17 protein-coding genes and 2 pseudogenes are annotated in these 18,008 nt (G+C 60.2%); 11 read left to right on the plus strand and 8 right to left on the minus strand.

Features of this window, described 5'->3' with window-relative positions; all coding sequences use genetic code 11:
- Positions 1 to 44: 44 nt before the first annotated feature.
- Positions 45 to 1,133 carry a rhodanese-like domain-containing protein gene (locus ACP95_RS07135; RefSeq protein WP_049980540.1) on the minus strand — a complete coding sequence of 363 codons (1,089 nt, stop codon included), beginning with the start codon at positions 1,131 to 1,133 and terminating at the stop codon, positions 45 to 47.
- 220 nt (positions 1,134 to 1,353) lie between these two features.
- On the opposite strand from ACP95_RS07135, the gene ACP95_RS07140 reads away from it, so the two are divergent.
- The 3 genes from ACP95_RS07140 (at position 1,354) to ACP95_RS07150 (ending at position 4,096) form a co-directional block, all read left to right on the plus strand.
- Positions 1,354 to 2,529, plus strand: coding sequence for an MBL fold metallo-hydrolase (locus tag ACP95_RS07140; protein WP_049980541.1), 1,176 nt, complete (start codon positions 1,354 to 1,356; stop codon positions 2,527 to 2,529).
- 333 nt (positions 2,530 to 2,862) lie between these two features.
- A complete protein-coding gene (locus ACP95_RS07145; protein ID WP_049980542.1) occupies positions 2,863 to 3,219 on the plus strand; it encodes an ArsR/SmtB family transcription factor in 357 nt (118 codons plus the stop codon).
- 157 nt (positions 3,220 to 3,376) lie between these two features.
- On the plus strand, positions 3,377 to 4,096 hold the full coding sequence (locus tag ACP95_RS07150) for a helix-turn-helix domain-containing protein (protein WP_049980543.1): 720 nt from the start codon (positions 3,377 to 3,379) through the stop codon (positions 4,094 to 4,096).
- Positions 4,097 to 4,207: 111 nt separating this feature from the next.
- On the opposite strand, the gene ACP95_RS07155 is transcribed toward ACP95_RS07150, so the two are convergent.
- A complete protein-coding gene (locus ACP95_RS07155; protein WP_154018486.1) occupies positions 4,208 to 4,594 on the minus strand; it encodes a hypothetical protein in 387 nt (128 codons plus the stop codon).
- A 274-nt stretch (positions 4,595 to 4,868) separates the two neighbouring features.
- Complete coding sequence (locus tag ACP95_RS07160) at positions 4,869 to 5,642, minus strand: SDR family oxidoreductase (RefSeq protein WP_049980545.1); 774 nt, start codon at positions 5,640 to 5,642, stop codon at positions 4,869 to 4,871.
- A gap of 123 nt (positions 5,643 to 5,765) precedes the next feature.
- Between ACP95_RS07160 and ACP95_RS07165 the strand changes: the two genes are divergently transcribed.
- On the plus strand, positions 5,766 to 6,062 hold the full coding sequence (locus ACP95_RS07165; RefSeq protein WP_049980546.1) for a hypothetical protein: 297 nt from the start codon (positions 5,766 to 5,768) through the stop codon (positions 6,060 to 6,062).
- 279 nt (positions 6,063 to 6,341) lie between these two features.
- Here ACP95_RS07165 and ACP95_RS07170 read toward each other — a convergent pair whose 3' ends face one another.
- On the minus strand, positions 6,342 to 6,707 hold the full coding sequence (locus ACP95_RS07170) for a rhodanese-like domain-containing protein (RefSeq protein ID WP_049980547.1): 366 nt from the start codon (positions 6,705 to 6,707) through the stop codon (positions 6,342 to 6,344).
- 436 nt (positions 6,708 to 7,143) lie between these two features.
- Positions 7,144 to 8,643: a glycosyltransferase gene (locus ACP95_RS07175; protein WP_082224612.1), complete on the minus strand. Its 1,500-nt coding sequence runs from the start codon at positions 8,641 to 8,643 to the stop codon at positions 7,144 to 7,146.
- 332 nt (positions 8,644 to 8,975) lie between these two features.
- Here ACP95_RS07175 and ACP95_RS07180 point away from each other — a divergent pair.
- From ACP95_RS07180 to ACP95_RS07210, 7 genes and pseudogenes are all read left to right on the plus strand, one after another.
- Positions 8,976 to 9,215 (plus strand): annotated as a pseudogene (locus ACP95_RS07180) (AbrB/MazE/SpoVT family DNA-binding domain-containing protein); the annotation flags it as partial.
- 66 nt (positions 9,216 to 9,281) lie between these two features.
- The gene (locus ACP95_RS07185) at positions 9,282 to 9,716 is read left to right on the plus strand and encodes a PIN domain-containing protein (protein WP_049980549.1); all 435 of its coding nucleotides are present in this window, start codon (positions 9,282 to 9,284) and stop codon (positions 9,714 to 9,716) included.
- A gap of 409 nt (positions 9,717 to 10,125) precedes the next feature.
- Positions 10,126 to 11,607, plus strand: a complete 1,482-nt coding sequence (locus ACP95_RS07190) for a sensor histidine kinase (protein ID WP_049980550.1) — start codon at positions 10,126 to 10,128, stop codon at positions 11,605 to 11,607.
- 153 nt (positions 11,608 to 11,760) lie between these two features.
- The gene (locus ACP95_RS07195; protein WP_049980551.1) at positions 11,761 to 13,167 is read left to right on the plus strand and encodes a PAS domain-containing sensor histidine kinase; all 1,407 of its coding nucleotides are present in this window, start codon (positions 11,761 to 11,763) and stop codon (positions 13,165 to 13,167) included.
- A 636-nt stretch (positions 13,168 to 13,803) separates the two neighbouring features.
- Complete coding sequence (locus tag ACP95_RS07200) at positions 13,804 to 15,075, plus strand: hypothetical protein (RefSeq protein ID WP_049980552.1); 1,272 nt, start codon at positions 13,804 to 13,806, stop codon at positions 15,073 to 15,075.
- A complete protein-coding gene (locus tag ACP95_RS07205) occupies positions 15,072 to 15,509 on the plus strand; it encodes a hypothetical protein (RefSeq protein ID WP_154018487.1) in 438 nt (145 codons plus the stop codon). Before ACP95_RS07200 ends, ACP95_RS07205 begins: the two co-directional genes overlap by 4 nt.
- Before the next feature lie 70 nt (positions 15,510 to 15,579).
- Positions 15,580 to 15,999, plus strand: a complete 420-nt coding sequence (locus tag ACP95_RS07210; protein WP_049980554.1) for a hypothetical protein — start codon at positions 15,580 to 15,582, stop codon at positions 15,997 to 15,999.
- On the opposite strand, the gene ACP95_RS07215 is transcribed toward ACP95_RS07210, so the two are convergent.
- The 3 genes and pseudogenes from ACP95_RS07215 to ACP95_RS07225 form a co-directional block, all read right to left on the minus strand.
- The gene (locus ACP95_RS07215; protein ID WP_049980555.1) at positions 15,987 to 16,391 is read right to left on the minus strand and encodes a hypothetical protein; all 405 of its coding nucleotides are present in this window, start codon (positions 16,389 to 16,391) and stop codon (positions 15,987 to 15,989) included. The two genes, ACP95_RS07210 and ACP95_RS07215, sit on opposite strands and share 13 nt — an antisense overlap.
- An 89-nt stretch (positions 16,392 to 16,480) precedes the next feature.
- Positions 16,481 to 17,593 carry a nucleotidyltransferase domain-containing protein gene (locus ACP95_RS15695; protein ID WP_154018488.1) on the minus strand — a complete coding sequence of 371 codons (1,113 nt, stop codon included), beginning with the start codon at positions 17,591 to 17,593 and terminating at the stop codon, positions 16,481 to 16,483.
- Positions 17,594 to 17,621: 28 nt separating this feature from the next.
- A pseudogene (locus ACP95_RS07225) lies at positions 17,622 to 18,008 on the minus strand (FAD-dependent oxidoreductase); the annotation flags it as partial.

An 18,008-nucleotide genomic window follows, 5' to 3' on the forward strand; every position in this document is an offset into this window, starting at 1 on the left:
ACAGAGAGGTAGCCACAAAAATTTCCCGGACTCGACGACCGGGCTCAGTCCCGGTCCTGCTCGGGCGTCTCGACCGGGGCGTCGACCAGGTTCCCCCACTCGGTCCAGGAGCCGTCGTAGTTCCGGACGTGCGGGTAGCCGAGCAGCTCCGAGAGCGCGAACCAGACGAGCCCGGACCGCTCGCCGACGTTACAGTAGAGGATGATCTCGTCCTCCTCGTCGACGCCGGCGTCGACGAACGGCTGTTCGAGCGCCTCCCGGTGCTCGAACCGACCGCTCTCCTGGACGACGCTCGTCCACTCGACGTTGACCGTCCGCGGGATGTGGCCGGACGCCCGCGCGGGGACGCTGGTCTCCCCGCGGTACTCCTCGGGCGACCGGACGTCGACGAGCGTGACGTCCGTCGAGAGGGCGTCCTGTACGTCGTCACGGTACGCCCGGATCCCGTCGTTCCGCGGCTGCACGTCGTACTCGACGGGGGTGACCTCCGGCTCCCGCTTGGTCGTCCGGTAGTCGTTCGCCGTCCAGTACCGCTTGCCACCATCCAAGAGGCGGACGTCCCGGTGCCGGTAGTGTTTCAGCACCCAGTAGACGAACGCGGCGAACGCGTTGACGCCGTCGCTGTAGAGTACGACCGTGCTGTCGGCCGTGATCCCCCGCTCGCCGAGGATCGAGGCGAGGCGTTCAGCGCTCGGAACCGTTCGACCGCCGCCGGCGCTGAAGTCCCGCTCCGGGTCGAGTTCCACCGCCCCCGGAACGTGGCCCTCGTCGTACGTCGACGACACTTCGACGAGCCGGAACTCGGGGTCGTCCGTCTCGAACTCCGAGAGCCGATCCCTGGCGGCCTCCGGACTCACGAGTAGCCGTTCGGGGTATCCGGTCCGGTCGTCCCCCATCGACCGCGCCCGGATACTGTAACAGGTCTGTCGGCCGTCGTGGATGGCGGGCGAGCTCTCGACGAGTTCTGCCTCCTGCAGTTTCTCGAGCCCGTACCGGGCGGTCCTCGACCCCAGCAGCGTCGTTTCGGTGATCCCCTTCAGCGTCATCGGCCCCTCTCGAGTCAGCTCCTTGAAGATGAACTTGGCGCTCGGGGGGAGATCCTCGAGCGCGTCCTCGGCATCGGAGAATTGCATTTGTCGACCAATATTACGTGGCGACGGTAATAAACACGGTGTTAGCCAGACGACCCCTCTCGCGTGCGTAGAAACACTCGAATAACCACCACGTCTGGCGTCGGGCCGTCCCGAAGTAGCGGATATATTTTCGATTTGGAACGCGACCTACCGCGCTTGCGGTACATTATTTTCATCGGTTGAACGGTTATACGTGCACGTATCGTGCAATACAACGACGATGGTCGAGACAATCACGGCAGAACGATTGCGCGACATGATCGACGCGGACGAGGAGTTCGTCCTCTTCGACACGCGATCGCCCGACAGCTTCGAGGACTGGCACATCGCGGAGGCGCGAAACGTGGAGTACTCCGGCGACGACGACGAGCTCGTCGGCGACCTCGACCCCGACGTGATCGGCGACGACGACACCGTCGTGACGATCTGTGCGACGGGGAACTCCGCGGGCAAGTTCGCCCAGTTCCTCGAGGACGAGGGGTACGTTTCTGAGGCCAAATCCGTCGAGGGCGGCATGGAGGCCTGGAGCATGGTGTACGACGAGGTCCCGATCGCCACCGAGAACGACGACCTCGTCGTCGTCCAGCTCCAGCGGCGGTCGAAGGGCTGTCTCGGCTACCTCGTCGGCTCGAAGCGGGCCGGCGAAGCCGCCCTCGTCGACGTGACCCGGGCGACCGACGCGTTCCTCGACGCCGCCGCAGAGCGTGGCCTGGAGATCACCCGCATCCTCGACACGCACATCCACGCCGACCACATCTCGGGCGGCCGGCGGCTGGCCGACCGGCTCGGCGTGCCCTACCACCTCGGGGCACCCGCCGAGACGCGGGACCCCGAGTTCGAGTTCGACCCGATCGAGCCGAACGACGCCGTCGAACTCGGCGACGTGGAGATCAAGGCGGTCCACACGCCCGGCCACACGACCGGGATGACCTCCTACTTGGTCGACGACGAAGCGCTGCTGACGGGCGACACCCTGTTCGTCGAGTCCATCGGTCGTACCGAGCTGCAGTTCGCCGACGCCGACGCCCGCGACGGCGCCCGTATCCAGTACGAGACGCTCCACCGGACGATCATGACCGAGCCCAACGACGTGAAGATCCTGCCCGGACACTTCTCGGTCACCGACGACGGCGAGTACGTCGACGTGACGCCGGGGCAGCCGATGTTCTCCACGGTCGGCTACATCTGGGAGAACAACGAGATCCTCCGCCTCCCCGAGGACGAGTTCGTCGACCACATGTTCGAGAACCTGCCGTCGAAGCCGCCGAACTACGAGCGAGTGATCGCGACCAACGCCGGCGAGTACGAACCCGAAGACGCCGACGAGGAGACCGAGCTCGAACTCGGCCCGAACCGCTGTGCGGCCACCGAGGAGAGCGCCGTCGCCGACGACTAACCTCCGGACCCCGATAGCGGTGGGCTGCCGGGAGCACTCGAACTCGCCGGCCCGTTTTCGAGTTCGGTGCAGTATCAGTTCGACGTGTGCAGCGACCACGATACGCGCGGAGAACAGGACGAGTCGAACCCCACGTAATCCACTCGGAGACCCCCAGATGATGGCTCCAGTCGTACAGTATCGAGAAGTTGTCCTACGACAACCCGTTCGATTAGTTTCCCGAGGTACTACTACGTGTAGTGAGACGGCTTTTGAATCGGGACGGGGGTACACTGGACGGTACGGGAGAACCTACAGGAGTGCGGTCGTTCGCCTGCACGAACTCGTTGGATCATGAGTAGCGGGGACGGGGAACCTGACGAAACGGATCCCACCGATCAGCTCCTGGACGCGTTGAGCGACGAAACCAACCGGCGGATCCTGGCTACGCTCACGAAGCCGCGGACGGCCGCCGACGTCGCCGAGGACTGCGACATCCCGAGCTCGACGGTGTATCGGAAGCTCGACGTGCTCAAGCGGGCAGGACTGGTTCGCGAGCGGAATATCCTCAAGCCGGGGTACGGACGGTGTAACGTCTACGAACGGGACTTCGAGCACGTGGGTATCTCGATCGAGGACGGCGGGTTTTCGGTTACCGTCGACCGGCCGTCGAACGAGCGCGACGGTGGGCTGATAGCGACGGATGACTGACCGGAGTACGCCCGAGAAGTGAATACGGCCGAACGACGAGCCCGCTCGACCGCAGGGAGTGCCGGGGTCGGAACCGTGATAGCGGCCGAAAGCGTACGGTCAGTCGACTGCGGTCGGGCTATCGACCCGACGCCGACATCGCCCCGTCGCTGACGACATGTACGAGTTCAGTTTCACGCTCACGTTCGAGCCCGGCTGCCGCGAGTACTCGGATCTGTTCATCGAACACGGATCGCTTCGGGCAGAAACGCTCTACGCGTGTTTCGACCCATCCGAGATGTGGGCGCTGGAGCTACTGACTGGAGACCCGCAGGAACTGGCCGCCGTCGACGATCGGCTGCTCGACGACTCGATCCGGCGGTACTGGATCACGGATCGGCGTTGCGACGGGGACTGGGAGACGAGCCTGTTGGGAGAGAAACGACAGCAGCGAATGACGTTCACCCACCTCGCCGGCGTGACACGCTGCGACGCCGTTCCGCTCATCGCGGCGACGTTCTTCTCGTCGGGTGCGCTGTTCAGGCAGACCCAGAGCGGGCGGAGTGTGACGTGGGACGTCCTCGTTCAGGACGACGAGAACGTCGGTCTCCTGTACGATGCGGTCGGCGGCCAGCTCGCGGACTGTGCGACGTTCTCGTTCAACCACTTGCGGGAAGTTGATCAGTGGGATAGCCGGCTCCTCCACCGGAACGAGATCCGTCCGGAACAGCAGGAGGTTCTCACTGCCGCAGTGAACCGCGGCTACTTCGAGACCCCGCGCGAAGTGACGCTCGACGAGCTCGCGACCGAGCTCGATCTCCCACGCTCGACGGTCTCGTACCGACTTCGCCGTGCGACTGCCGAACTCGCGAAGTCCTTCGTCGACCGCGACGGCTGACCTGAGGCGTGCATCGACGCCCCTCGGGACGTAAACGTCGAACGCCGTCGCGTCGGTACCCCATCGAGGGCGACGAGAACGTCACTCCGCCCGGCTGCTCGTCGGGGGGAGTCAGGCCCGCATGTCCTGGGAGAGGTCGAACAGCAGGTCGCCGACGGCGATCACCAGTGCCACGTCGCGAGCGGGAACCCCCAGTACGCTGCCGGCCGGGTCGACGAACCCCGACAGGAGGAACACGATGAGGACCGCGTTGGACGGCGAGTGTTCGATACCGGCGTAGCCGAGCGGCTGGCCGCCCCGCTGGAGCCGGAGTTCGTCGTACAGGTCCTTGAGGACGGAGCCTACCAGCACGGCGAATAGCAACCACTCCGGGAACCCCCCGGTCACGAGTCGGATCCCGCCGTACAGCACCAGGAACAGGACGCTGTACACGAGATAGTGCCACCCCCTTGCGACGAGTCGCTGGCGCGGCGTCAACCCCGGTGTTCCGTGTGGCATCGGATTGATAAAGACAGTGTGTGGGTGAAAATAGTTTCCAACCAGTCCGGCAGCGCGGTTCGGGAACCCAGCCGACTCGGCCGGTCGTCGAGAATGGGCAGCCGTTACCGAGCTATCCGGCGGTTCGATCGCCGACACCTCGGCAGCTTCGTCCCCCCGAACGGGTTCACGAGGAGTTGACCGTCGACGGCGCCGACGTCGAAGCGCCCGACAGTACCCGATGACGGCCAGCAGAGAGATTCCGGCGGTCAGCCCCCGTTGTGACGGCGGGTCGCTACTGTGTGTTCGTCATCCCGCCGTCCACGACGAGTGATTCACCGTTCACGTAGTCCGAGAGATCGCTCGCGAGATACACCGCCGCATCCGCGACGTCTTCAGGCTGGCCCGCCCGCCGCGACGGGATCGCCTGGAGGAACTCCTCCTCGGCGTCCGTCCCCATAATCGGGTAATCGTCGGTCGTCATCGCCGTCTCGATCAGCCCCGGGTGGATCGCGTTCACCCGAACGCCATAGGGCCCCAGTTTCCCCGCCATCGCGTACGTGAGTAGTCGCACGGCACCTTTCGTCCCACAGTACGTGACGAACTCGCCCGAGCCCTCGAGACCCGCGACCGACGAGAGGTTGATGATCCGCCCGCCACCGGCTTCGACCATCCGCCGTGCCGCCGCTTGCGCGCCGAAGTAGACACCTTTGACGTTGATGTCCATCATCCGATCGAACGCGTCTTCGTCGACTTCCAGGAACTCCTCGCCGTGGAAGATCCCCGCGTTGTTCACCATCACGGAGACGCCGCCGAACTCCTCGGCGGCCTCGACTGCCGCCTCGATGTCGTCGACGTTCGTGACGTCACACTCGACGAACGTTGCCCTCGCCTCCGTTTCGGCCTCGATCAGTTCGTGCGTCGGGTCTCCCCCCTCGCGAGGAGACTCCTGAATGTCCGCGACAACGACGTCGGCGCCCTCGGCGGCGAACCGCCGAGCGATCGCGCGTCCGTTCCCGCTGGAACCACCGGTGACAACTGCCACGTCATCTTCGAGTAATGTTGACATCACACCCAACCTACGTCGATCGAACGAATAAGTATATTTCACCTACATATCTGCCAGCCAGTGTATCGCGTGCAACAGTACCGTACGCGCCAATTTTTGTGCGGCGGCGTCCTACTGCCGGTGATGGGAGCTTCGCCGATCGAAGACGACGACGAACGACGAGCCGCTGTCGAAGAATTACACGACCACTTGGCGGCGACGGCGGAGTTGCCCATCGAACGTGCCGCGAATCGTTGGATCGGTGAAGCTGAAGCGGTCGCAGCTGACCTCCTCGAGGCTCCGAACGATCCGGAGCTCGTTCGCAAGCGTGCTACCCAGATCGCAGCGCTCCTCGACGAAGTCGATGACACCGGCGACTCAACGGCAAACGAACACGTCGCAGCCGCTGCACGGGTCGCGGACCGGCTCCGCGGTGAGTAACCGCCGTCCTCGAGCTGTAGCAGACGTTCTTTGGGCGACAATCACCCCGTATCCCGATACACTGCTCGTCACGTCGTCGATCGGACCCACCCCGTCGATTTCGGGGCTCACTTGCCGCACTCGTTTCCGGTTGGAGATGCGTGTCTCGACGGGCAGGGGACCGAGCCCCTCGATAGCGACCGTCGTCGACGCCACGTTCGCGGCACGGGACTGGACGAACTGCGAGACGCCGATTCCTGCACGAGTGAGAGTCCTAGCGGGTGAACCCGCGGAGGCGGTTCAAAACAGTCGCCAGAGCAGCGATCGAACCTTGTACCCCAGCGTCCCACGCTGGTAGCCCCGCCAGCCGCTCATGCCACCGGCGAGGGTGGTCGCCTCGTACCCCTCGTCGACGAGAACGCTGGTCGCCCGTTTCGCGACGACGCCCATCTTGCAGACGGTCACGATCTCCCGATCGCCTGGCACCTCGTCGAGACGCTGTCGGAGCGCGTCCTCGTCGCCGGAGCGCAGGTCGTCGTACACCGGAAGGTTGTGACTTCCGTCGATGTGCTGGGCCCGGTACTCTTCGCGGGGGCGAATATCGAGGACGAATGGCTGCTCGCCCTCGGGCCGGGTGTCCAGGTCGTCCGGACGGATTTTGCTCATCACTTCGGCTTGTGGATGGCGTCGGTAAAGCGTGCCGACACTGCTGGATTAAGTCCCGACTGAGCGGAGTGTCGGTTCCTTGACTCACCGGCGTGGCTATCGGTCTGGCACTCGACAACGTCCCGTTGGTCTGCCTGCCGAAGGAGGCCGAGGAGGGCGTTACTGACGTGCGCCCCAGTCGACGGCGAAGCCTCGCTTGGGGCTGTCTCCATTCACCGGACCACCGGGCCGCCACGACCACAGCGAGTTAGCAGAGGACAGGGTGACGGTTTCAGGCGGATTCACCGTGTGGATTCGGTTATTCCCGCCTGAATAGATCACTGAACAACTGCCAAGAGGGGAACGCCACAAATCGGAGACTCCATCCTGACGAGGGTCTGGTCGATAAGGGGCCGAACAGAGCCAAATCTATATGACAAGCGTATTAATTATCTGATCAGTCGGCACGATCCTCATTTTCATGACGGGCGCGACGAACGTGAGTCCAGCTAAAGTCTGAGTTCAAGAACACATCGGCGACACTTTTCAGCATAACCGCGTCGTTGAATTGTTTGTATCCGAGGACCGTGAGCGGGGCGTACCTCAACAGGAAGAAGTCCTCCCGAGTCGCGTCGGCCTCCAGAATCACTGCAAGCATCGCAAACAGCATTTCTAAGAGCGTGAACAGTACGAACACACCTAGGAGTGTGATTATAGACCCAAAGAGTGCCGCCCAAATGATACTGCTTAGGACGGCGAGGCTGAGCACTGGAACACCCACCGCCGAGATGAGGAGGTACGGAACGAGGATCCGATGTAGCAGATCATATCGGGTATCTAAGAAGATCTCTCGATGTTTAGAGAGCGTCTGAATGGTCCCACGGAACCACCGGAGCCGTTGGTTGTATAAATCACGCCACGTGGATGGTGCTTCAGTATATGAGACGGCCTCGCTACTGTAGTGGACTCCGCGACCGCTTTTGAGCAGTTCCATCGTCATATCGAAGTCCTCGGTCACCGTGTCTCCGGAAAACCCGCCCATTTTTTCGATCATCGGCCGCTCAAACAACCCGAGGCAGCCAGGCACCACCTTCACGAGCCCGACATTGTCCAATGCTCGACGAAACATATTGATCGACACGATGTACTCCAACGCTTGAATCCGCGTGACGACGTGTTCCCTATTTTGAACCCTGATGTTGCCAGCAACTGCACAGGCGTCTGGTCTGGATTCGTACGTTTCGATTAGTTTTTTGACTGCGTTCGGTGCAACTAACGAGTCCCCATCGATTCCCATAACAAGGGCACTATCGGTATGGCGCAACCCGTAGTTCAAGGCAGAATGCTTTCCACCGTTCGATTTTTGCAGAACGGTCACCTGTTCGCCGGCGCGTTCCATGGCTTCAATAAATGTGTCATCAGAACTCCCATCATCAATGGCGACAACCTGTAGTTTCCCATCGGGATAATCAGAAGCGAGTACCGAATCGATACAGGGGCCAATGTAGCCGGCCTCGTTATACGCCGGGATCAAAACGGTGACCGATGGCCATTCGCTAACCGTGACATCCTCACTTCTTCGTTTGAGGTCCTGAAATAGTGCCGTGGGGATCACCATCCAGTAGACACAAATTAGGAGCATGAGAGACCCGAAAATGATAGCGTTGGCGAGTGTGAAGACGATATTGTAGTGTTGAATAATGAGCAGTGCGACTCCAATTGGAACGAGTAGCATCAACCAGATGGGGGTACGCTGCAGCCACGCCGGAATGTATTCACGATATCTCGTTATTAGAAACGCGAAAGTGTAGATCCCAGTAGCGAGGGATACAATGGCTATCCCAAGCATTACGATAATCATCGGCAGGAGATACACTAGTGCAAAAACAGTCCCAGAAAGTATTGCGACTGTGAGCAGCAGTTCTCTGAGCGTCAGTGTAGTATCAAAGTCCTGCATCAGTTTGCATTCCGTGACTGAGGTGATATGACAATCTATGCTAATATCAACCGCTTACTTAACATTATGGGAGTTTAACATATCGGATCTCACATATTCGGAGAAAACACACAATAGTATAGTGTGGAAGTAATTTCACTTACCGGCTAATTTACCATAGTCGTAAATGGCTAATGTGATTTAAACAGAACGTCCACCGCCATTCAGCGCCACCGTTCCAGATTTCAGGGTAAGTTGACCGTTGGCGGTGCGCCCATCGATGGGGGAGGAGATCTCTTTTGGATAGTGTGCTGGCACACTAGACTTTTGAGGCGGGAGCCCCAGGTTCGGGTATGAGCAGTAAGCGTATCGACGCCGAAAGCAAGGTATCGGGCAATCAGGCGAACATCCCGGCGCAGATACGGCGCGAACTCGATATCGACGACGGCGATCACTTACGGTGGCACCTGGAGAACGGGACAGTCCGGGTCGAGGTCGTCCAACAGGAGACTGGGACGTTCGCGGAGTTCGACGGCTATGGTGGAGACGAAGAGACCGACGTAACGACGGATCACGACGACTGGGGCGTCGACGAGAGCCGACGGCTCTCGTCTGCCAACCAGAACGCGGAGCGTTCTGGTGACGTCGACGCCGAGTAGATGCCCCGAGCGCTTCTCGACACGAGTGTGCTGTTCGCAGCGGCGTATCAGCGTGATAGCGCTCACTCGGACGCGATGCCGATTCTGCGGGGCGTCGACGACGGGTCGCTTCCGGAGGCCGTCGTGTTGGATTACGTGCTTGCGGAGACGCTGAACGGGCTGACGACGCATGCAGGTCACGATGCAGCCGTCGATCTCCTCGACAGGATCGAGGAGAATGCTCGGTTCCACATCGACTCCCTCCGGTCGGATGCGATGGTCACCGGAAAGGCGCTGTTCAGGCAGCATCCGTCGCTCTCCTTTGTCGACGCCTGTCTCGTCGCCTACATGCAGCGGGAGGGCCTAGGGTATCTGTACGCGTTTGACGACGACTTCGACGCGATCGAGGACGTATATCGGCTCGATACGGCGACGGACCCGTACGAACCGGAGTGAGGTTCTCAACAGAGCTTGACCCGCCGAGAAGGATTAGAAGCCGGAGGGGCACGAATCTTGGTACGAGGAAGCGTACTGATGCGGACGGATGCGAGTAACCGTTTACACTTGACACACCTACAGCCGCCCGAACAGCGGAAACGGTGGTGTCTACGGTGGCTCTGACTGTAGGTATTCTGAGAGGCCACAGCTGTTCCGCTGTGGCAGTTACCGGCCACTCCGAATCGGGTAGAGAGAACGCGCTCGGTGTGGTGAGTCGCGCCAGAAAGTACAGCCGATCTACTATCGTGTTCTTTTGACGGTGGCCTCCACGAGTTCCATGTGACGATGCGACGGAGGCCATCGAGGCCTGACGTTTTCACCGACGATATTAAATATCCATAGAATAAGTGATATATAGTGGATACGTGTGACAGATGCTGACAACCCTACCGAGGGAACTCGAGCGCTATACGAGGAACAGGCGTTCCTCGAGGACGCCCTCGATGTGCTGGACGACGTCTTCTACGTTCTCGGACCGGACGGTGAACTCCGCCACTGGAACGACCGATTACTCGAGGTCACGGGGTATTCCGCGGACGATCTCGACGGGATGAATGCTGTCGATTTTCTGCCCGACGACGATCGCGCTCGCAAAGCGATGGATGAGGCGATGCGGACCGGTAAGGAAGTCGTCGAGTCGGACCTACTCACTGCTGATGGGGAACGGATCCCATACGAGTTCACCGGCGCCCGAATAACTGACGAGAACGGGAGAGTGATCGGTATTGCCGGAATCGGCAGGGACATCTCCAGCCGGAAAGCGTACGAGCACCAACTCACTGCTCTCCACGAATTTGTGGACGAACTCACGACGGTCGACTCGGTCGATGAAGTGTATCGACGGACGATCAAAGCGAGCGAGGAGATCCTCGAATTCGACTTGAGCATCATCAGTATCGAGGACGACAGGGTACTCCACCCAGTCGCAACCTCGTCCGGGATCACACCTGAAGGGGTTATCGAGATGCCTGTCGACGAGGGGATCGGCGGGAAGACCTACCGAACGGGGCAGACGTTCGTAATAAACGATCTCGAAGGTCATCCCGATGCCAAGCCCCAAGGGCCGTACGGATCCCTGCTTAGTGTCCCGATCGGGGACTACGGGAACTTTCAGGCCGTTTCCGGAGTCACCGGTGCGTTCGACGAGTCAGATCGACAGTTAGCTGAGCTGTTGATCACCCACACTGAAAACGCGATCGAGCGGCTGTCACGGGAAACACAGCTGGAACGACAAACTGAACAGCTGGAGAAGTTCGCCGAAGTCGCCTCACACGACCTTCGGAACCCGCTGAACGTAGCCCAGGGGCGAATTGAACTCGCCCGAGAAGAGACAGATAGTGAACACCTGGCGGCGGCTGGCAGGGCGGTCGACCGAAGTCTGTCGTTGGTCGAAGATATGTTGACGTTAGCTCGTGAAGGAAAATCGATCGATACGCTCGAGTCTGTTGACCTCGCACGGATCGCGAGAGGCTGTTGGAAGAACGTCGACACAGAGGATGGCGAGCTCGTCGTGGAAATCGACCGAACGGTTCGGGCCGACCCAAATCGGTTGAAGCAGTTGTTGGAGAACTTGATGCGAAACGCCGTCGAACACAGTGAGAGCAGTGTCACCGTGACGATCGGCGATCTGGAAGACGGGTTCTACGTCGCCGACGATGGGCCGGGAATCCCCGAGACTGAGCGTGAAGACGTGTTTGAACCTGGGTACTCGACAACCGAGGTCGGAACCGGGTTCGGGCTGAATATCGTCGCCGAAATTTCCGACGCACACGAGTGGGACGTTCGAGTCGTGGACGCCGATGGAGGTGGGGCACGGTTCGAGTTTACCAACGTCGAGGCCGTGAATTGACGAGAGGAAGGAACATTCGCCACTTTCGCTAAGTACTGCAACCCCACATACCGCCTGTTTCACCGTGGTTTGTGTCTAATCAACGGCCCCACAGTAGACCAAAACTATAGGGTAACCGTATATATGCAACCCGTGACAATACTCGTTTAACTCATGGATGAGAGCGAGCGACGGTATCAAGAGTTGATTCAAACGTCGCCCGCTCCCATCAATCTCTTCGACGCGTCGGGCGAGATCGTCTGGGGGAACGATGCCGTGCTGGACCTCCTCTGTCTCGACTCCCGTGAGGACTTGATCGGCCGCTCTATCTTCGAGTTCATTCAGCCAGAGGATCGATTTACCGCGGAATCTGAACTGGCGGAAGTGGTAACCGAGAAAGAATCCACCGGCCCAACCCGAATGCAACTCTGTACTGATTCGGGAGAAGAACGAACGATCAGAGTTGCAACGGCGCCGGGGAAGTACAAGGGCGAAGACATCGGCCAGGCTGTCGTTATCGATGTCACGCGTCTCGATCGAGTCGAGAACGAACTCCGAGAGGAGCGAGAGTTTGTCGAAAAAGCGCTCGACACGATCGATGACGTGTTTTACGTGATCGATTCCGGTGGGCATCTCGAGCGGTGGAACAACGCGTTACTGGATGTCACTGGGTTCTCCGAGGAAGAGGTTCTGACAAAGAATGTCGAGGATTTCTTTGTCGAGAGTGACGCGAGCAATGTCTCTGACTCGATTTCACGGGCGTTCGTTAACGGGAACGACACGCTCGAGGCTGTCGTCGAAACGAAGTCGGGGGAGCACATCCCCTACGAGTTCCGCAAAAAGCGCCTGACGATGGGCGAATCGGTCGTCGGGGTCGTTGGAATTGGGCGGGATATCACTCAACAGCGGTCACGAGAACAACACCTCAAGGCCGTCGATCACCTTCTCCAACACCACCTTCGAAATCAGTTGAACGTAATCCGTGGCAATGCCGATTTGCTGGCCACCGAAGACGATGAAACCGAGTCACAACACCTCTCGGCAATCCACAGATCTGCAGAGAAGCTGTTGTCCTTGTTCGACCGGCACCAGGAAATCGTCTCGCAGGTACTCGTCGAGAGCGGCAGAGAGCAAATCGACATCGTCGCTGTTCTACGTGACCTCTTGGGGGAGTTCCGAGACGACTACCCCCAGGCTGAGTTTCGGCTGACCAGTCCCGATACTGCACCGGTGTTCGCCTCGTCATACATTGAGCAATCGCTGCGCGAACTCGTCTGGAACGCAGTCAAGCACAACAATTCAGCGACCCCCGAAGTCCACGTGGTCGTCGAGGCGGACTCGGCACCGATCGAGGTGATCCTGCGCGATAGCGGGCCACCAATTGCCCAGGCCGAATACGCGTTTATCGAGGACCCTGCAAGCCTCGATTCGACGTCGCATCCGTCGGGACTCGGGCTGTGGGCGGCGAACCTCGCCGTTACGTACTCACGTGGGACCTTCACCATACGAGAAGGGAGTACGAACGGGAACGAGATCGTCATCGAACTCCCCACGGCGGTCGACGACTGGGAGGATCGGTAGTGTCGGCGGGCCTAATCTTGTTCTAGATCTGGGAGCGATTGATGCCTATAGTAAATCGACCGTTTGCTCTCCGACGTAACGGTAGAGAACCCCTCCTTCGATGGAGGATTGCGTCATAATCCTTCCCGATCTGAGTGGGTAGGGAGACCGATAACTTGCCAACACAGCTTTGGTATGATATAGACCCAACAATTTATGATCGAGTGCCTCAGAGCCGTTCCCAACGGTGGTTTAACTTGACCGACAACATCGAACTTCGATTCTCCTCATTCTGATGCTTACAGATATCTTCAGCCACGAGTCATATCGTACCTCCGGTGAATCGCGCACCTTCATCTGGCATGTGGTCTGGGACTCAGAGAGCACCGATGAGCACATTCCGATCAAGGGTCACTCCACGATTGACTGCCGATCCCCATGAGTCGGCGTCACCGATCCACTCTCGTCATCATCGGAGTCTGTCTCCTCATCGCGACGATGACGCTACCCCCTGTCGTTGCTGGTACAGCTGGAGCAACCACCTCAACGTCTAGCGATGCGCCGAGTTTGAACGATCCAACTGGCTTGGGTGCTAATAACGAAGGCTCGATCGAGCAACGATCTACACGGGTATCTGCTTCCGCTGCCAATCCCCGAGTGGTTCCAACCACACTCGAGGTCGAACGTCTCGATGGAACCGACAAAGTCCAGTTTAGGTATACGTTCGACCTACCGAACGACACCACTCGGTTCGAGATTCTCAGTACCTCTCAGGACGATGGGTATTCGATCACTGCGACGACCGGGTTCTCCGAGGGCCAACAGCTGACGTGGGATGGCAAGACTGCGAGCCCTTCGCTTACCCTCGAATATACGCTTCCCAACGATTCGAACGCCGGCTTACGACGCGTTCGGACCCCATTCGTGGGAGGACAAATCGAACGGGGTGACCCCCCAGAGGAGGGCCACGTTGACATGGTTTATAAGGAACCCGTCAACTTCGACTTGGATACGACCGTCGAGGTGACGGGAGAGGGCAGGTACGTGGCCGGAACTGTGGTTCTCGGGTCATATACGACTTACACCGAGACGAGCTATGGGCAGGAGATTACGCTATTCGTCCCCGACGGCGTCGATATGGCTGTGTCACCTGAAGACGCGGTGACAGCCCTTGTTGCAACCGAGCGAACTATCCAGGGGGATCCCCACCGAGATACCTACGTATTCGTCCAGGAGGGCCAAATCGCAGCTGGCGGCGCAGGCTCTACGACTGCCCGGGTTTTTGCGGGGTCTGACCTCGAGATCTACATCCACGAGCAGGCACACCTCGATGAAGTTGCGTACTATGATCGGAAGATGGGGTGGTTTACCGAAGCCAGTGCAACGTACTACGGCTCGGATTTCTACGTCGTCGACGGCGAGCTCAGGCTTAAGCCCGCAAAACTGCTCGAGCGAACTGACCCAGAGACCAAATGGCCTCGAGGGGATCATCACAACGATAGCGTCCTCGCCGAACCGAGCACCTGGGACTCCAAGACCGACTACCAGAAAGGCAGTCGGTTGCTGTTCGCCTTGGACGCGAAACTTCGAGCAGCGACAGACGGCGACGCGACGATTCACGATCTGATGCGGCGGGTGAATGAGGAAGGCGGATACAGGGCGCTCAACTACACAGAGTTTCGCGGAATCGTGGTCGACCTCGGGGGTGAGGGGACCGGTTCGTGGCTCGATCCGTACGTGCTGACATCGCAGAACCCACCCCAGCCAAACGCCAGTGCGTTCGGCCCGACCCCAACATTCGCCAATGGGACGACCAACACCAGTGGCGACTCGCGTGAGACGTTTGAGTTCGGCATCGACATCCCGTCTGAAGACCCGCAGGCACCGAGTCCGCGACGTTGGCGATCGACGCTGATGGGACGACTGTGAAGTCCGTCGTTTCCGACGGGAACAACGATGGCCGTGTTGATGTTCGCTTCCAGCCGTATGGTCCCGACGGGGGAACCGTGCTTGCACCGGCGGATTCAGCTGATGAATTGACCGTTACAACCGGGATGCTTGAAGCGCCAGTTGTAGCCAGGGTGATCGAGGTTTCGCTGTTGGTGACGGATCCGAGCGGTAGCTATACGATTTCGACGCGGACTATCGAACTAGAGTCGACGCCGACGCCCGAGGCGACACCGGCGGGAAGTACGGGCGATGGGGAGAGATCGGTTCGGATTCTCGGTGTCGACGCAGGGCAAGCGGTTGATCGCGCTTCCGCCGTTCTTTCGGATCTCTCATCCGACCTTTCTACTATGGAGCTGGTGATCGGCATCCCACTGGTACTTGCCGGGCTCTTCCTGATGACCAGAGGGGAGTGACAGGGCTACAGCGTTGATGACCTGCCGGGGTAGTTTGTTGTAGGGATCCGGGATAACCAGGTGGCAGAGAGTGGGTGACCTCGGGGTGTTGGTAAGGGCCGACCCCGACGTAACCGTCGCGAACAACCAGCTGTCGCGCCTCAATCCGCTCGACTCTCGCGGCCACGTCATGGGCTACGAGGATGTCGATGGGGAGACAGTCACCGACAACACGGTGACCGGCTCCAAGGAGTCGCTGCCTGACTTCGGCTGGCAGTTCCGGGGTGAGGGGGCTGTCGACGAGTGGGAACTCGATCCTCGTCGACGGTGCCAAGTCGTCGTCGACGCTCGTCGCTCCGACGTCGATCCGCCTCGAGTTCGATCGCACCGTGAGTCCCGGCGGGGTAGCCGAGAGCTGGCCCTCTACTGTGCTTCACTGTCGCTGCACGACGATCAGGGTGACTCGCTTGTGAACGTCGATCAAGCTGGCCCCCGCCGTCAGCAGATGTAGTCGTGCGCTCGTCCGGCGAGTCTCGGCACGTGGTCGTGCATACACTCGGCATACTCCAGTATCGCCGCCGCCTGTTCAGCGGTCGCTCGATCCTGTTGATAGTACGTCCCATTACGGTGATTCTGCCACAATTCGACGGGTTCGTCTTTCGTCGGCTGTGAAAAGACGCCCGCTCGAGCAGCGTACTCGAAGGCATCCTCGTGGGATTGCATATCGTTCGACTCTGCCAGTCCCCGGTCGACCACGTAGAACTGCACCGTCCGCTCGAGCGCCGCAAATGATCCTTCGACCACTAATGTGTGGTATCGACCGATCTCCGGCAACGACCGAATGCCGTCTAAGATACGACACGCCTTCCGCAGTTGCAGGAGCGCCTCGCCATCGACATCCACCCCAGCTCGACTGTTCCACGCCGGTTGAATGCTTCAACGACACCACGCAACTCGTCGCTGCACGGGTCTTCACTACTCATCGTCAATCCCTACGTGGCGTCGACATCGCTCAGAACGACGTCCTTCACCTGCTCTAAGGCATCTGAATCCTCGATCACGATCCCCTCGGCTAGCACGTCGACGATCCGGTCGTCAGCCCTCGCGTGATCGAGTGCTGATGTGACTGACTCCACCAACACCTCGAACGCGTATCGGCTCCCAGTATCGCCGAACTGTTTCTCACCGAGGTCCACCGTGAGCTCGGCCGCCGTGCGCCGTGCCGCCAAGAGATTCTCCTCGTCGTCGATCAGTATCCAGATATCGATGTCGGACTGTCGGTCGGCCTCGCCGCGGGCGACACTCCCGAACACTGCCAGTGCCGAAAACGACGGGACTTCTGTGCGAGCTCGGTTGGTGAACTCTCGGATTGGTTCGCGGAACTCGTCCTGCGGGATTGCGAACAGCGGTTCATCCGGGATCGTCACGTGGTCGCGGTGTAGCCGTACGCTCCGACTGCGGCCGCCCTCGTCGACGCTGATGAGTTCCAACTGCTGTAGGAGGTCGACTGCCCGTGTCGTCGTCTTCGATCCGTTGTCTGTGATCTCCCGAAGTTGGCGCACGGTGAACTCACGGAACGGATTCCGGGTCAGGAGTTCGAGGATATCCTCCATCGCCGCATACCGGAACACCTGCTCCTCCCCGAACGGATAGGGGATATGCAACTCTACAGCACGTTCACCCTCGGTGTCCATGGACACTAATAGTGTCCAACAGTGGTAAAACGTTACGCCAGTTCCACGGGGCCGACATAGCTGTTCACGAGGGTTCCGGTGCTTGAGCCGCGAGGGGTTGTGCTTCGCGTTGGCTTCCGTCTTCGTATCGACGCCGACGCGCTGCTCGTTATGTGTCCCGGCGTAGTTCGACCCGCCGCCGATCGTACACGGAATCTCGTCCCAGTGATCGTGCAACACGAGGGCGATCTGCTCGGAGGTCGAGAGTTCGGCCGCACGGGCGTCGGCGTCGAGTTGCAGCCAGGTCGCCAGTGGGACGGTGCTCCAGTTCCTCGCGGAAAATGCTCCACCGGCGCTCGATGCGGGTGGCTTGGCGTCGATGTCGTAGTCGAGACGCCAGAGGACGGTCCCGATACGGCCGACTTCAGCCACCGGTGTTCGAAAACTGAGGACGCGACGCTTACGCGAGCTTTCCGTCCAGGACCTTCGCGGCGGTGAGCACCGGGTCCCACACCGGACTGAACGGTGGCGCGTACGCCAGATCGAGGTAGGAGAGCTGCTGGGCCGTCATCCCGGTGTGCAGCGCCGCGGCGACGGTGTCGATACGCTTGGCGACACCCTCGCGACCGACCATGCTCGCGCCGAGGACGCGGCCGCTCTCGTGGTCGCCCAGTATCGTGATCTCGATTTCGGAGCCGCCGGGGTAGTAGTGGGCGCGCGAGGGCGCCGTGATCGTCACCGAGACGGGGTCGAAGCCGGCTTCGCGGGCCGCCTCCTCGTCGACCAGCCCGGTACGTGCGACTTCGAGGTCGAACGCTTTCACCGCGGCCGTGCCGGCGATCTCCCC

The sequence above is a fragment of the Halolamina rubra genome (assembly GCF_000739555.1).
GTDB lineage: Archaea > Halobacteriota > Halobacteria > Halobacteriales > Haloferacaceae > Halolamina > Halolamina rubra.

What these genes read in the sequence shown, in the direction of transcription:
- ACP95_RS07135 (WP_049980540.1), bottom strand. Translation starts at nt 1,133, where the DNA reads ATGCAATTCTCCGATGCCGAGGACGCGCTCGAGGATCTCCCCCCGAGC.
- ACP95_RS07170 (WP_049980547.1), bottom strand. Translation starts at nt 6,707, where the DNA reads ATGAGCAAAATCCGTCCGGACGACCTGGACACCCGGCCCGAGGGCGAG.
- ACP95_RS07185 (WP_049980549.1), top strand. Translation starts at nt 9,282, where the DNA reads ATGCCCCGAGCGCTTCTCGACACGAGTGTGCTGTTCGCAGCGGCGTAT.
- ACP95_RS07150 (WP_049980543.1), top strand. Translation starts at nt 3,377, where the DNA reads ATGTACGAGTTCAGTTTCACGCTCACGTTCGAGCCCGGCTGCCGCGAG.
- ACP95_RS07165 (WP_049980546.1), top strand. Translation starts at nt 5,766, where the DNA reads ATGGGAGCTTCGCCGATCGAAGACGACGACGAACGACGAGCCGCTGTC.
- ACP95_RS07175 (WP_082224612.1), bottom strand. Translation starts at nt 8,643, where the DNA reads ATGCAGGACTTTGATACTACACTGACGCTCAGAGAACTGCTGCTCACA.
- ACP95_RS07155 (WP_154018486.1), bottom strand. Translation starts at nt 4,594, where the DNA reads ATGCCACACGGAACACCGGGGTTGACGCCGCGCCAGCGACTCGTCGCA.
- ACP95_RS07140 (WP_049980541.1), top strand. Translation starts at nt 1,354, where the DNA reads ATGGTCGAGACAATCACGGCAGAACGATTGCGCGACATGATCGACGCG.
- ACP95_RS07160 (WP_049980545.1), bottom strand. Translation starts at nt 5,642, where the DNA reads ATGTCAACATTACTCGAAGATGACGTGGCAGTTGTCACCGGTGGTTCC.
- ACP95_RS07195 (WP_049980551.1), top strand. Translation starts at nt 11,761, where the DNA reads ATGGATGAGAGCGAGCGACGGTATCAAGAGTTGATTCAAACGTCGCCC.
- ACP95_RS07145 (WP_049980542.1), top strand. Translation starts at nt 2,863, where the DNA reads ATGAGTAGCGGGGACGGGGAACCTGACGAAACGGATCCCACCGATCAG.